General features: G+C 52.1%; 13 protein-coding genes. 5 read left to right on the plus strand and 8 right to left on the minus strand.

Annotated features, from left to right (window positions below):
• Positions 1-5 precede the first annotated feature (5 nt).
• The 3 genes from J4E05_RS02070 to J4E05_RS02080 are packed head-to-tail and all read left to right on the plus strand — an operon-like array spanning position 6 to position 3,489.
• Positions 6-887 carry a branched-chain amino acid ABC transporter permease gene (locus J4E05_RS02070; protein WP_503012330.1) on the plus strand — a complete coding sequence of 294 codons (882 nt, stop codon included), beginning with the start codon at positions 6-8 and terminating at the stop codon, positions 885-887.
• A gap of 1 nt (position 888) precedes the next feature.
• Entirely contained in the window at positions 889-1,875 is a 987-nt protein-coding gene (locus tag J4E05_RS02075) for a branched-chain amino acid ABC transporter permease (RefSeq protein ID WP_417844865.1), read from the plus strand.
• Between the two features lie 12 nt (positions 1,876-1,887).
• Complete coding sequence (locus J4E05_RS02080; RefSeq protein WP_349592021.1) at positions 1,888-3,489, plus strand: GMC family oxidoreductase; 1,602 nt, start codon at positions 1,888-1,890, stop codon at positions 3,487-3,489.
• An 88-nt stretch (positions 3,490-3,577) separates the two neighbouring features.
• Here the strand turns inward: J4E05_RS02080 and deoA are convergent, their stop codons facing one another.
• From deoA to J4E05_RS02115, 7 genes are all read right to left on the minus strand, one after another.
• Complete coding sequence (deoA, locus tag J4E05_RS02085; RefSeq protein ID WP_349592023.1) at positions 3,578-4,924, minus strand: thymidine phosphorylase; 1,347 nt, start codon at positions 4,922-4,924, stop codon at positions 3,578-3,580.
• 88 nt (positions 4,925-5,012) lie between these two features.
• On the minus strand, positions 5,013-5,819 hold the full coding sequence (locus tag J4E05_RS02090) for a purine-nucleoside phosphorylase (RefSeq protein WP_085592936.1): 807 nt from the start codon (positions 5,817-5,819) through the stop codon (positions 5,013-5,015).
• Positions 5,816-6,253: a cytidine deaminase gene (cdd, locus tag J4E05_RS02095; RefSeq protein WP_349592025.1), complete on the minus strand. Its 438-nt coding sequence runs from the start codon at positions 6,251-6,253 to the stop codon at positions 5,816-5,818. The genes J4E05_RS02090 and cdd overlap by 4 nt, the downstream gene beginning before the upstream one ends.
• A gap of 42 nt (positions 6,254-6,295) precedes the next feature.
• Entirely contained in the window at positions 6,296-7,267 is a 972-nt protein-coding gene (locus J4E05_RS02100) for an ABC transporter permease (protein ID WP_349592027.1), read from the minus strand.
• On the minus strand, positions 7,267-8,385 hold the full coding sequence (locus J4E05_RS02105; protein WP_349592029.1) for an ABC transporter permease: 1,119 nt from the start codon (positions 8,383-8,385) through the stop codon (positions 7,267-7,269). Before J4E05_RS02105 ends, J4E05_RS02100 begins: the two co-directional genes overlap by 1 nt.
• Positions 8,382-9,974, minus strand: a complete 1,593-nt coding sequence (locus tag J4E05_RS02110) for an ABC transporter ATP-binding protein (protein WP_349592031.1) — start codon at positions 9,972-9,974, stop codon at positions 8,382-8,384. The genes J4E05_RS02105 and J4E05_RS02110 overlap by 4 nt, the downstream gene beginning before the upstream one ends.
• A gap of 26 nt (positions 9,975-10,000) precedes the next feature.
• Positions 10,001-10,996, minus strand: coding sequence for a BMP family lipoprotein (locus tag J4E05_RS02115; protein ID WP_085592928.1), 996 nt, complete (start codon positions 10,994-10,996; stop codon positions 10,001-10,003).
• 631 nt (positions 10,997-11,627) lie between these two features.
• Between J4E05_RS02115 and J4E05_RS02120 the strand changes: the two genes are divergently transcribed.
• Together J4E05_RS02120 and J4E05_RS02125 are read left to right on the plus strand one after the other, a co-directional pair.
• A complete protein-coding gene (locus tag J4E05_RS02120; protein WP_349592033.1) occupies positions 11,628-13,223 on the plus strand; it encodes a bifunctional metallophosphatase/5'-nucleotidase in 1,596 nt (531 codons plus the stop codon).
• 227 nt (positions 13,224-13,450) lie between these two features.
• Complete coding sequence (locus J4E05_RS02125) at positions 13,451-14,404, plus strand: PfkB family carbohydrate kinase (protein ID WP_349592035.1); 954 nt, start codon at positions 13,451-13,453, stop codon at positions 14,402-14,404.
• 42 nt (positions 14,405-14,446) lie between these two features.
• Here J4E05_RS02125 and J4E05_RS02130 read toward each other — a convergent pair whose 3' ends face one another.
• Positions 14,447-15,307: a type 1 glutamine amidotransferase gene (locus tag J4E05_RS02130; protein WP_349592037.1), complete on the minus strand. Its 861-nt coding sequence runs from the start codon at positions 15,305-15,307 to the stop codon at positions 14,447-14,449.
• Between the last annotated feature and the right edge of the window lie 30 nt (positions 15,308-15,337).

Consider the following 15,337-nt stretch of genomic DNA (forward strand, 5'->3'; position numbering starts at 1 on the left):
TGATCATGATATTTGGAATTCCCATTCAGGCGTTTCTGGGACAATTGCTGATCGGGCTTATCAATGGCTCGTTCTATGCAATGCTCAGCCTTGGCCTGGCAATTATTTTTGGCTTGCTGCGCGTCATCAATTTTGCGCATGGGGCGCAATATATGATGGGTGCCTTTGCGGGCATGTTGTTGCTTACCTGGCTTGGCGTAAATTACTGGTTTGCGCTTATTCTGGCTCCGATTGTGGTTGGCATTACCGGGATTATCGTTGAACGTTTTGCCCTGCGCCGCCTTTATAATCTGGACCATCTTTATGGTCTGCTATTTACCTTTGGTCTGGCGTTGGTGGTCGAAGGAACGTTCCGTTATTTTTACGGGTCATCCGGGCAACCCTATGCCACCCCAAAATTACTGAGTGGCGGGGTAAACCTTGGTTTCATGTATTTGCCAATCTATCGTGGCTGGGTCGTCGTTGCATCGCTGATCGTATGCATTGGCACATGGCTGCTGATCGAAAAAACCCGGCTGGGTGCCTATCTGCGTGCGGCAACAGAAAACCCGATACTGGTGCAATCCTTTGGCATCAATGTGCCACTTTTGCTAACCCTGACATACGGTCTTGGCTCGGGCCTTGCCGCATTGGCCGGCATTATGGCCGCCCCGATTTATCAGGTCAGCCCGCTTATGGGGTCCAATCTGATCATTGTGGTTTTTGCCATTGTTGTGGTTGGCGGCATGGGATCCATCATGGGGGCCATTGTTACGGGCTATGCCCTTGGCATCATTGAGGGCCTCACCAAGGTCTTTTACCCCGAAGCCTCGAATATCGTGATCTTTGTCATCATGGCACTGGTTCTTCTGGTCCGGCCTGCCGGTCTTTTTGGTCGGGATGCGTGATATGAAAACATCTTCCATGACATCCACTGCAACCACCAGCACCGGTACCCGTATCCAGTTGCTATTGCTGGGAATCGCCCTTTTAGGGTTGATCATTGCCCCCTTCACTTTCTATCCGATTTTCCTGATGAAGGTTCTGTGCTTTGCCTTGTTTGCCTGCGCATTCAACCTGCTGCTGGGCTATACCGGGCTTTTATCGTTCGGCCATGCCGCATTTTTTGGTGGCGCTTCCTATTTTACTGCCTACGCGGTCAAGGAATGGGGCGTCCCACCGGAAATTGGCATTTTAATCGGGGTTATCGGCGCAGCTTTCCTTGGGTTAATAATGGGCATTTTTGCCATTCGTCGCCAGGGCATTTACTTTGCCATGGTCACACTTGCACTGGCACAAATGTTTTATTTCTTTTGCCTGCAAGCTGAATTTACCCACGGTGAAGACGGGCTGCAAGGTGTGCCGCGCGGTCATTTATTTGGCTTTATCGACCTGAACCAGCCGTTGAACATGTATTTCTTTGTGCTGGGAATTTTCGTCATTGGTATTTTTGCCATCTGGCGCATCGTGCATTCTCCCTTTGGCATGATCCTGAAATCCATCCGTGAAAACGAAGACCGGGCCATTTCACTTGGCTATTCGGTTAGCCGATACAAACTGGGTGCTTTTGTCATGTCGGCAGCCCTCGCCGGTTTGGCGGGCGGCACCAAGACACTGGTGTTCCAGTTTGCCACCCTGACCGACGTTGCATGGCAAATGTCTGGAGAGGTTATTCTGATGACCCTTCTGGGCGGCATTGGCACGATTTTTGGCCCCATCTTTGGTGCCGGATTTGTCGTGACACTGCAAAACTACCTGGCAGCATCGGCTTTTCCGGTAACCGTTCTCACCGGGTTGATCTTTATGATCTGCGTTCTGGTGTTTCGTCGCGGCATTATTGGCGAATTTAATGCATCACGTTTGGGTGTCCGTCTTGGTTTACGGACAAAGCAGTAAGGTCGCCGCCTCATGAGCGAAGAAACATTCGACTACATCATCGTCGGAGCAGGTTCGGCGGGCTGTACGCTCGCCAACCGCCTGTCAGAAATCGGCAATGCCACCACCCTGCTACTTGAAGCCGGGGGCAAGGACCGTCACCCGTGGATCCACATCCCCGTCGGCTATCTTTATTGCATTGGCAACCCAAAGGTTGACTGGTGTTTTAAAACCGAAAACGAAGCCGGGTTAAACGGTCGTTCACTTTCGTATCCACGAGGCAAGGTTCTGGGCGGCTGTTCGTCAATCAATGGCATGATTTACATGCGCGGTCAGGCTACCGACTATGACCAGTGGCGTCAGGCAGGGTGTCAGGGCTGGGGTTGGGACGATATTTTACCCCTGTTTAAAAAATCGGAAGATTATTATCAGGGCAAGGACGAGTTGCACGGCGAAGGCGGCGAATGGCGCGTTGAAGAAGCCCGCCTGCACTGGGACATTCTTGATGCGTTTCAGAACGCCGCCGAACAGGCCGGTTTCGCCAAGATTGACGATTTCAATCGGGGCAACAACGAAGGGTCCAGTTATTTCAAGGTCAACCAGCGCCGCGGTATTCGCTGGAACACCGCCAAGGCCTTTCTGCGCCCTGCCCTGGACCGCCCTAATTTGCACCTGCAAACCCATGCCCAGGTTCGTCGGCTGATTATTGAAAATGGCCGTGCTGTAGGTGTGGAATTTGATCATCACGGCGCCATCCGCACGGTACGTGCGCGGCGCGAAATCATCCTTTCAGCCGGGTCCGTTGGATCCCCGCATATTCTGGAGTTGTCGGGTATAGGCCGGGGCGACGTTTTACAAAAAGCAGGTATCGCCGTTACCCATGAAAACAAATCGATCGGCGAAAACCTGCAAGACCATTTACAATTGCGCTGTGCCTATAAGGTCGAAAATATCAAAACCCTGAACGAACAGGCAAACTCCCTGTTTGGCAAAGCATCCATTGCGCTGGAATATCTGTTCAAACAATCTGGCCCAATGTCGATGGCGCCCAGTCAGCTTGGCATGTTTACACGCTCGTCCAGTGCGTATGACATGCCAAATCTACAATATCATGTGCAACCGCTTTCACTTGATAAATTTGGCGACAGTGTTCATCCGTTTCCGGCCTTTACTGCCAGTGTGTGTAATTTGCGCCCCGAAAGCCGTGGTTCCATTCATCTCACCAGTCCGGATTTCAAACAACAGCCTGCAATTGCGCCCAATTACCTAAGTGCCGAGGCCGACCGGCAGGTCGCGGTTGATGCCATTCGCCAAACCCGGCGGATCGCATCACAAAAAGCATTGCAGCCCTATAACCCGCAGGAATTTAAACCCGGTCCCACTTACGAAACAGAAGATGATCTGGTTCGTGCCGCCGGCGACATTGGCACGACTATTTTCCATCCTGTGGGCACCTGCCGTATGGGGGTAGACCCCGATGCGGTGGTTGACTTCACCTTGAAGTTCAATGGCATTGCCGGACTGCGAGTAGCGGATGCCTCGATCATGCCAACGATTGTTTCGGGTAATACCAATTCACCAACCATCATGATTGCCGAAAAAGCCGCGCAATTGATCAAGGCTGATGCCGCCTGATTCCATATGGCAAAATAATGCAAAACGAACAGGGCCAGACAATTGATGTCTGGCCCTGTTCTTATTTCATGATAATGAAATTATGCCATCACGTGCCGGGCCGCTGGGCAACAATTCGTTCCCGCACAGCACCGGCAGTGCCCGTTTCTGCAACATCGCCATCGCCGATCACGATGGCCTCATGTAACATTTTTTCGGCCAGACGCACCTGGTTTTCATCACGGGTATGCGCCACACATAACGGCGATGCTGCCGACACTGTTTGCCCAACCCGAACAAAATCGGTGAAGCCAACGGCATGATCAATTTCCTGATCGGCACGTGTTCGCCCGCCTTTCAGAGCAACCAGCGCCAAACCCACCTTGCGCGCATCCATCGACATAATTCGCCCGGTTTTGGTCGCCGCAATTTCCGACACCATCGGCGCTGCTTCCTGATGTTTGTCAATATTTTCAACAAAATCAACAGGCCCGCCCAAAGCGCCAACCATACGGCCAAATACCTCGGCGGCACGCCCCGACGACAATGCAGCCGCAGCCTTTTGCAAACCATCGGCGACATCAGCGGCAATGCCGGTCAATGCCAGCATTTCGGCGGCCAATGCCATGGTCACATCGTAAACGCGCTGTTCCTGGGTTTTACCGGTCAGAAAATCGACCGCTTCTTTCATTTCCAGCGCATTGCCAACTGTTTCGCCCAGTACCTGGTCCATGTCGGTCAAAAGGGCCGTTGTCGGCACCCCGTTCCGCGTTGCAACCTCGGTAATGCTTTGGGCCAATTCACGGGCGCGATCATATTCATTCATAAAAGCGCCAGAGCCAAATTTGACATCCATCACCAGCGCATCAAGCCCCGCCGCCAGTTTTTTTGACAGGATTGACGCCGTAATAAGCGGGATGGATTCAACCGTCGCCGTAACATCGCGAATACCATAAAACCGCTTGTCCGCCGGGGCCAGATCCGCAGTCTGGCCGATAATCGCGCAGCCAACCTCGCGCGTTACCTTGGCAAATTCTGCCAGATCCGGCGCGGTACGATACCCGGGAATGGAATCAAATTTATCCAGCGTACCACCAGTATGGCCCAATCCCCGACCTGAAATCATCGGGACATAAGCCCCGCAAGCCGCGACAATCGGCCCCAGCATTAAGCTTACCTTGTCGCCGACACCACCGGTGGAATGTTTATCCACCACCGGGCCCTTTTCCAAACCCAGTTTTTTCCAGTCAAGCACTGTTCCGGAATCGCGCATATTACGGGTTAATGCCGCGCGTTCGTCCATTGTCATGCCTTGAAAAAACACAGCCATGGCAAATGCGGCGACCTGACCTTCGCTAATAGAAAGGTCAGCGATCCCTTTGACAAAAAAAGCAATTTCATCTTCGCTTAAAACATCACCCTGACGTTTACGACGAATAATTTCCTGCGGCAGCATTTTTTTCCCCTGCTCGGCAGTTGATTAAAAAGTCAAGGCGGGCGCCATAAAGCTGCCCGCCCAAAAACCCTGTTATAGCGGACTGTTGTTAATGGCTCCGGGCAAAGTAACGCAGCAAAATGCGGATCAGGTTTGCCGACCCTTCCTTCGCCATTTCCAGTGTCTGTTCATGGCTTAATGCTGTTGCACTCATGCCGGCAGCAAGATTGGTAATATTGGAAACCGCTGCCACCCGGAAACCAAGACGTCGGGCCAAAATGTTTTCCGGCACAGTCGACATACCAACCGCATCGGCCCCCATTACCCGCAACGCCCGAATTTCGGCAGGCGTTTCAAAGCTGGGACCAGTACACCAGGCATATGTTCCCTCAAACAGGGCAATACCAAGCTCTGCTGCCGTATGATGCAGGCCTGCACCAATTTCCGGGTCATAGGGAACATTCATATCCACGAAACGGTCCGTACCATGATAGCCAATTAACGGGTTGGGCCCAAACAGGCTGATATGATCAGTGATCAGCATCAGGTTTCCCGGGCCTGCTTCGGAAACCAAAGACCCCGCCGCATTGGTTAAAATCAGGCGATCCGCACCCAGCTTGCGTAAAACTTCCAACGGTTCCGCCATCAGGTCTGACCGGCCATGTTCATAATAATGCGCCCGCCCCTGCATTACAGCAACCGATACGGCGCCAATCCGCCCCAGCACCAGTTGCCCGCCATGCCCGACCACAGTTGGTTTGGGAAACCCCGGCAAGTCGGCATAATTGATGGTAATGGCATCGCTGACCGCATCCACAACACCGCCCAGCCCGCTTCCCAGAACCAACGCAACATCAGCGCTAAAGCCCGGTGCTTTTTGGGCAATAACAGCAAGGGCAGATTCAATATCGCTCATGACAAATTCTCCGGCCCAAAGGAATGCGGGATCAGCTCTTCGCGGGTTAATGTCAGCAGGGTTTTTCCGGCTTCGTTAATCACAAAAATGGTTGCGTCCGGGCCGGTAAATTCGCGAATTTTCTGACGGCAGCCGCCACAGGGTGTACAGGCAACGTCGCCACTACCCACCACCACAATTTCGTTAATCTTGCGTTCACCGGCCAAAACCATCGCCGAAATGGCACCACCTTCAGCACATACGCCTTCGGGATAGGCGGCATTTTCAACATTGCAGCCCGCAATGACCACACCATTATCGGTTCGCAATGCCGCACCAACCATAAATTTGGAATACGGCGCATAAGCATTTTTGCGCGCAGCTTGTGCCGCAGCCACCAGATCATCTGGTGCAGTCAATTTTGCGCCACTATGAGCCGAGTTATTTTCAATCATTTCTTCATCCAGTCGGGGCACCGCCCCATAAACCACAAAATTTTAACGTTCCTTGACGTAAGGACGCCCCAGCGATTTTGGGGCCACCGCACGGCCAATAAAGCCCGCCAGCAAAATTACCGTCAGAATATAGGGCAGTGCCTGCACCAGCTGCACTGGTACCTCGCCAATACCAGGTAAAACCACGCCCTGAAGACGGGTTGCCGCCGCATCAAGAAAGCCAAATAAAATGCAGGCAAACATCGCCGGGAATGGCCGCCATTTACCAAACACCATGGCCGCCAGCGCGATATAGCCCTTGCCTGCCGTCATGTCCGATAAAAACGAAGCACCCTGTGCGGTCGAAAGATACGCCCCGGAAATGCCAACAAGAAAACCGCTACACAAAACAGATTTATAGCGCATGCCAACCACGCTGATACCAGCGGTGTCAACCGCGCCGGGGTTTTCCCCCACAGCCCGCAGGCGCAAACCGAAACGGGTACGATACAAAATCCACCAGGAAGCGGGAACGGCCAGAAACGCAACATAAACCAGAATGTTGTGACCGCTGATCAGTTCGGAATACAGCGAGCCCAGGATCGGCACATCAGCAACAGCATCTGCCCCCGGCAAGGTAATGGGTTGAAAACGTGCAGAATGATCCAGCGCCGGTGTTTTGCCCCCTTGCGCAAACAGGGCAATCCCGACAAGGGCCGTTAACCCCGACATCAGAATATTAATCGCCATGCCCGACACAACCTGGTTGCCTTTATGCGTGATGCAGGCAAAACCATGTAACAATGACAGCGCCATTGTAGTCAAAACCGCGGCACCCAGGCCCAGCCACTGACTATCTGTGTAATAGGCAACACAAGCCGCTGAAAAGGCCCCGCCGAGCATCATACCCTCAAGGGCCAGGTTAATTGTCCCTGCCCGTTCGGAAAACATCCCGGCAAGGGCAGCAAGGATAAGCGGGGTGGAGGTCCGCATTGTTGCATCAAGCAACAGCACAATCATTTGAAAATTGTCCATCACGCGGCCTCCTGCGTTCTCTGGCGCAAACGCCATGCCGTGTACATCTGGGTCACACGCGGGCGGAACATATGTTCCAGCGCCCCGGTACACAGAATAACCAGCCCCTGAATAACCACCACCATGTCATTGGTAATGGTTGGAATTTCAAACGAAAGTTCGGCCCCGCCCTGATAGAGCATGCCAAACAGCAGGGCGGACAGAAAAATACCAAACGGATGGTTACGCCCCATCAGGGCCACCGCAATACCGACAAAGCCATAGCCTGCGGTAAAGTCGATCAACAGTCGGTGCTGAACGCCCATCACCTCGTTTAGTGCCATGAAGCCAGACAGCGCACCGGAAATCATCATTGCCATAATGATGTAGCGCCCTGGTTCTATGCCGGCGAAGGTGGCAGCTGCGGCATTGGCACCGACGGTGCGAATGGCATAGCCCCAGCGCGTATGCCAGATAAACAGCCATACCAGTACACAACACACCAATGCATAAACAAAGGACAGGTTGAGCGGACTGCTGGCCATATCGATGCCAAACCAAGCTGCCATATTATGGATGTAAGGCAATGTAAGGTTTTCATCGATAGCAGCACTTTCGGGTGTCATCGAGCCTTGCGGGCGCAATACATTCACCAGCAAATACACCATCAGCGACGATGCAATGAAGTTAAACATAATGGTGGTAATCACCACATGAGACCCACGCCGTGCCTGCAAATATGCCGGAATATAGGCCCATGCCGCGCCAAACAGGGCCGCCGCCGCAATAGCAACCACCAGCATCACCGGAAATGGCAGCCAGTTCAAATAGAGCGCTGCAAGTGCAACCCCCAAACCACCGACATAGGCCTGACCTTCAACACCAATATTAAAAAGCCCGGCGTGGAACGCGACAGCAAAAGCCAACCCGGTAAAGATGAAGTTGGTGGTATAATAAAGGGTATAGCCAACGGCCTCTTCATACCCGAATGCACCATACAGCATGATGCGCACAACTTCGGTCGGGTCTTCGCCAATGGCCATCACCACCAGCCCGGAAATAAGAAAGGCCAGCACCAGATTCATCAATGGCAAAACGCCAACGTCAATCCAGCGCGGAAGTTGGATGGTATCACTCATTTTCCGGCCTCCGCTTCTGCCTGTTTCGGGTCTACACCCGCCATCATCAGGCCCAGAACCCGTTCGTTTGCATCCGCGGCATTCACTTCACCAACAATAAAGCCATCACACATCACCAGGATACGGTCCGATAGCGACATGATTTCGTCAAGCTCAACCGATACCAGCAATACAGCCTTGCCAGCATCACGCATGGCGACAATCCGTTTATGAATAAACTCGATCGCACCAATATCGACACCGCGTGTAGGTTGCCCCACCAGCAACAAATCGGGATCGCGCATCATTTCACGCGCCAGAACCAGCTTTTGCTGATTGCCGCCTGAAAAATTTGCCGCCTTTAAGTGTGGGTCCACCGGGCGAACATCAAATTCTTCCATCATATGGCGGGTAGCATCGGCAACCTTGCCCCAATCAAGCAACAAGCCCTTTTGATACGCCGTGTCATCCTGATAGCCCAGAATAGCAGCTTCTTCGGCAGAAAAATTCGTCACCATTGCCATGCGATGGCGATCTTCGGGCACGTGGGCAACCCCACGCTGCCGCAGTTCAGCCGGCCCAACCCCGCGGCCAGGCGTTACATCCTGACCATTTAGCATAACCTGGCCTTCCGATACGGCCCGGATTCCCCCCAATGCTTCCAAAAGTTCGCTTTGGCCGTTCCCCGAAACCCCGGCAATACCCACAATTTCGCCTGCCCGCACGGTAAAACTGGCATTTTTGACCTTGCGAACACCCGCACGGGTATCAACACACAGATTATCGACCTGTAAAACCGTTCCTTGCGGATTGGCGTTGCCTTTTTCCAAACGCAACAATACCTTGCGGCCCACCATTAATTCAGAAAGTTCTTCCGGGCTGGTGTCGGCCGTATGACGATGCGCCACCATTTCGCCCTGGCGCATCACCGAAACATTGTCTGTTGCGGCCATAATCTCGCGCAATTTATGCGTAATCAAAACAACCGTTTTGCCCTGCTGTTTCAGGGTACCCAGAATGCGAAACAAATGGTCCGCTTCCTGTGGTGTTAAAACGCCGGTTGGTTCATCAAGAATAAGAATTTCAGCCCCACGATAAAGGGCCTTTAGAATTTCAACGCGCTGTTGCAAGCCGACCGACAACTCACCGACAATGGCGTCAGGGTCGATATCAAGGGAGTATTCGCGTTCAAGTCGGCGCAGTTCTTCACGGGCCTTGTCCACACCTTCGCGCAGTACAGCACCGCCTTCAACACCCAGTATCACATTTTCCAGCACACTAAACGGTTCAACCAGCATAAAATGCTGATGCACCATGCCGATGCCCACGGCTATAGCGTCTTCCGACCCGTTAATGTTGCAAAGCGTCCCGTCAACGTGAATGGTGCCTGCGTCTGCCTGGTAAAAGCCGTACAGGATGCTCATCAACGTTGATTTGCCAGCACCGTTTTCCCCGACAATGCCGTGGATGGTGCCTTTTTCTACTTTCAGATCAATTGAATTATTGGCGTGAACCGCACCAAACCGCTTATCAATTCCGCGCAGTTCAATGGCGGGCGGCACGGTACCGGTTTTTCCGGTACCGTGCGCTGAATGTATCGTATCCGACACGTCAAATCCCCGATTGTCTTGACGACTTACATCGGGCAAGCGCTGTCAGTCATGTAATCATGAACCTTCAGCGAGCCGTCGATGATTTCTTCTTTCGCCTTGGCAACGGCGGCTTTCATGTCGTCGGTGATCAGCTTCTCGTTATTTTCGTCGAGAGCCCAGTCAACGCCGCCATCCTTAAGGCCCAGAACGCTGGTACCCGAATGCCACTTGCCATTCGCAGCATCGTCAAATGCCTGATAAACGGCAACGTCAACACGCTTGAGCATCGAGGTCAAAACCGAACCCGGGTGCAATGCATTCTGGTTTGAATCCACACCAATACCAAGTTTACCGGCATCGGCCGCCGCCTGAAGCACACCAACGCCAGTGCCACCAGCCGCATGATAAATAACGTCCGCACCCCGATCGAACTGCGATTTGGCCAATTCACCACCCTTAACCGGGTCATTCCAGGCCGCACCAGTCGTACCGGTCATGTTCTGGAAAACTTCGGTGTCGGCATTGGCATATTTAACGCCCTGGGCATAACCGCAGGAAAATTTATGGATCAACGGAATATCCATCCCGCCAACAAAACCGACCTTGTGCGTTTTGGAAGCCATTGCCGCTAACACGCCAACCAGAAACGAACCTTCCTGTTCCTTGAACAGGATCGACTGGACATTCGGCAGATCAACAACCGAGTCAACAATCGCAAAATTGGTATCCGGAAATTCAGCCGCAACTTTTTCAAGGGCGCTTGCCTGCGAGAAACCGATAACAACAATCGGGTTCATACCGCGGCGCGCAAAGTTACGCATGGCCTGTTCGCGTTGGGAATCGTTCTGGATTTCAAAATCGCGATACGCGGTGCCGGTATCTTCTTTATATTTTTCGGCCCCCATATGGGCGCTCTGATTAAATGAACGGTCGAATTTTCCACCCAGATCATAAACAACCGCCGGCTTGATTTCAGCAGCCGAAGCTACCGTTGCATAGCACGCGACAGCCGCGACCATTGTGGTCAGAAGCTTTTTCATTCCGATGCCCTTCTGTTGTTTGATTGTCTTATTTTCATTCCCGCCAGTGCCCTTGACGGCGGAACTCCCTCATCGAAAAATTGTGCCCGTACCTTTTTATGAATTATTCGGGTCTGAATGCGCCTTTCCCCTAAAACCGGATACGGACACCATATGGTAACTACAAAATATGGGCCTGTGTAAATAGGCGAGGAACATTATCAGGTATAAAAGCTGTCCGTTTGGTCAGAACCGCGATCGAAACATGTTCGCTTTACCCTGCCCTATCAGTGATTTCCCTTACATTGCCCGTTTAATAGGCACTAAAATAAAATTCAAGAAATTTACCCGGCCTTTGCCTGATAGTTGTCCGAAAAAGTCACAACCCACACCGCGTTAACGCCACTGCCATCTCATAAACAACGGGTCGATTCTTTTTAGACTCGCCAAAATACCGGTTTTCGAGACCATAAAGATACCCTGCCATCTTTCCGACAGTCGCCATAACCACAAGTTTTGATCGCCGGTGCGTCCACCCCCAAAACCATGCATGCCGTAACCATAGTTTCAGTCGACATTGGCGTGCGCCTGGCTACCATATCAAAGACCGAATTTTTAATAGATGTTTTCGCGATTTGACCGGAGCAAACAAATGAAACAGATGACACTGGGCCTGCTGGCAGCCTGTTCAATGATTACACTTGGCAGTGTACCTTCTTTTGCTGATTATCAACTGCGAATTTTACACACAAATGACGTTCACGACCGGGTAGAGTCAGTCACGAAATATAACAATACCTGCGATGCGGCCGGCGAAGCCGAAGGAAAATGTTTTGGCGGATATGCCCGCCTTGTAACGGCAATCCGCGATATCCGCGCAAAAGACGACAATGTTGTGTTGCTTGACGGCGGTGATCAGTTTCAGGGGTCACTCTTTTACACCACCTATAAAGGCGACTTCACCGCCGAATTAATGGCTATGGCTGGCTATGATGCCATGGCCATTGGCAACCACGAATTTGATGACGGCCCCGAAAACCTGGTCCGCTTTATTGAAAACAATAAAACACCGGTTTTGTCTTCAAATCTGGTTGCCGGCCCGGGATCTCCGTTACATGAAAAGGTGAAAGCCTATAAAATACTGAGCGTTGGCGGACAAAAAATTGGCATCATTGGCCTGACAACCGAAGAAACACCTGAAATCAGCTCAATCGGCCCTGACGTGACATTCTTGAAGTCCGAGGAAGCACTCCGCATTGCCGTTGCCAAACTGAAACTTGAAGGAATTAACAAAATCATCGTTGTCGGCCATGACGGGTCCTATCGTGATTTTGCAATTGCCAAACAGGTAGACGGCATTGACGTTATTGTTGGCGGTCATGATAACCAGTTATTTTCCAACACCGCCAAAGATGCCAATTATCCCTACCCGGTGGTCGAGCATACCCCGAATGGCGATCCTGTACTAATTGTTCAAGCCTATGCCTATAGCCGCTATCTCGGCGATTTGAAGGTAACCTTCGACGATAATGGAACCCCGGTTAAATGGGACGGCAACCCGATCGCACTTGATAGCAGCATAAAACAGGCCCCCGATGTATTGGCTGCGATTGAGGCCAAACGTGGCCCGGTCGATGCCATTCGCAACCAAATTGTCGGTGAATTTAGCACCCCCGCCGACGGATCACGCGAAAGTTGCCGGGCAAAGGAATGCGCCATGGGCGACCTTATAGCCGATGCCATGCTGTGGAAAGCTGGCGATGATTATCAAATAGCTGTGCAAAACGGTGGCGGTATTCGCGCCAGCATTGATGCCGGAAAGGTTGATATGGGTGAAGTCATAACAGTTTTGCCATTTCAAAACACGCTGGCAACCTTCAAACTTTCTGGCAAGGACATGATCGCGGCTCTTGAGCACGGTGTTTCAGGTGTTGCCGATGGTAAAGGCCAGTTTCCGCAAATTACCGGGTTGAAATTTGAGCTAGACCTTGCTGCAGGCGATGGCAAACGCGTGTCAAACGTGATGGTAAAAGAAAATGGTACCTACACCGCGATCAACCCGGATCGGCAATATGGTGTCGTTTCAAACGATTTCATGCGTCGTGGTGGCGATGGCTATAGCATATTTCGCGATAATGGCATCGACGCCTACGATTATGGTCCCAACCTGGAACAGGCTGTTGCCGAATTTATAGGTGCAAATTCGCCAATGGCACCAACAACACACGACCGCATCATCATGAAATAGCATTCAGTTCCACCGACACAGATACCGAAACCGCTAATCAATAAATGACGGGGTGGCAAATTACGGCCTCCCCGTTTTATTGTTACAAGGATGGGATAAGGGCTGGGCGGTGTTGGCCTTTTCCTTGCCAGCACGCAAACAGATAACTATCAATCAGTCCTGTATGTGACTTTCGACACCGGCCTGCCTCCGCGCATTTTCATAACCCCGTTTCAAAGACGCCCCACATGTCCCTGTCTGCCAACATCCTGTGTCTGGGCGCTGCCCATTTTGACAGAACCATGCAATGCCTGAACCCTTTTGTGGCCGGGGCATCCAACCCGGTTAAAACGTTGCATCGCAAACCAGGGGGTGTTGGGCGCAACATTGCCGTTCATTTACGGCTTTTGGGATGCAATGTTGGCATGGCCGGCGCTGTGGGCCGGGATGGCGACGGCACCCAAATCGTTCAGTCGCTATCGGAAATTGGCGTTGATACCCGGCTTCTGGACCGCTTGCCCGGCCAGCACACCCCCGGTTATACGGCCATTCTTGATATGGCAGGGGATTTGGCACTGGGCCTGATAGATGCCGAGACCTACGATAAATTAACGCCTGCGCATTTTCAAAGCCGCCTGCCCCAGCTAAAAAAATGGGATTGGTGGATAGCAGACGCCAATTTGCCAAGCGATACACTGGCATGGCTAAGCCGCAACAAAGGCAGTGTTCCATTATGTGCGGCAACGGTTTCCCCCTCCAAAGCACAGAGATGGAAAGAAATCGTTGGGGATGTTGATCTGTTAATTACCAACCGGATTGAAAGTGAAATTTTAACCGATCAAACCGTTACCAATGTCGACGAAGCTTTACGCGCAGTTCGGAAATTACATGCCAAAGGCGCCCCCCGGATCATCATCACCCTCGGTGCTCAGGGCATTGTCGCTTTAAATAAAGGGGAAACATCTTTCTGGGCACCACTACCGACACAGCTTGTCGACGCCAATGGTGCGGGCGATGCCTTTTTTGCCGGCTTTGCCGCCGCAATCGCAACTAATCGCACTGAATTTGATGGCGCTGTTGCCCAAGGTCTGGCAATGGCCAATCTGACAGCAGAAACACACGGCACCACCGTGTGGGACCTGGATTTAAAAACCGTGCAGGAACGCGCACAAACAGCCGTTAAACAGATACAACCATCGTAAGATCAGGCCATCAAACAGTCCTGATGCCCCCATTATTGGTCGTTATTTCCGGCTCCGATGATAGGGGCGCACAAGATACTCCAGCCAGTTTTGTAATTCGATCAATCGTGACGGCGCCTTTAAAACATCTTCACCAACGCCGTAACGCCATGCAAGGTCTGTTCGGGTCGGTGTTTCATGCAAGGTAAACCAGTCTGCGGCCATTTCATCCAGGGCCTGCTGGTTCTTAAACAATCCAGCGTCGATCAGGCGTTGTCCGTAACGGCGAAAAATAGCGGCCAGTTCAGCCAATGAATATTCCGGGTGATATTGCACACCCCAAAAACGATACTGAGATGTTTCAAATACGAACGCCTGAATAGCAGAATGGCGATTTGCGGCCAAAATGACCGCGCCGTCGGGCACCTGTGACACTTCGTCCATATGCACCGTCATGGCACTATAACAGGCGGGACGTCCGGAAAATAACGGATGTTTCATCCCCGCCTCGTTCAGCATTATTTCACGCCCGATGCCAATTTCGCGGCCTTTTTTACAAGGTTGCACCGTTCCACCAAAGGCCTGGGCCACAATTTGCATACCCCAGCAACTGCCAAAAACCGGCACTCCCGATTCAACACATGCGCGTGCCAGCGGTAGCTGGTTGGTCACAGCAATTTCGTCCGAATAGGCATTCAAGGCCGATCCCGTCCAGGCAATGCCATCAAAATCGGTGAAGGTGACACCGGCAGGCAAACAATTCGGTCCATCATCAGCCGGGTGGACAATAGTTGCGTCAATTTCGGGATCAAGCGATTGCAAGGCGCTTACATAACCTTCGCCTGACGGCGACCCGCCCAGCGATTTATTAAGCTGGTTAACTGCTGCCAGGTTGCCATCAACAATCAGTATTTGTAAGGCCATTACATGTCCCCCGATCCCGAAAATTCCGGT

It is taken from the genome of Thalassospira sp. NFXS8, from assembly GCF_040148805.1.
Taxonomy (GTDB): domain Bacteria; phylum Pseudomonadota; class Alphaproteobacteria; order Rhodospirillales; family Thalassospiraceae; genus Thalassospira.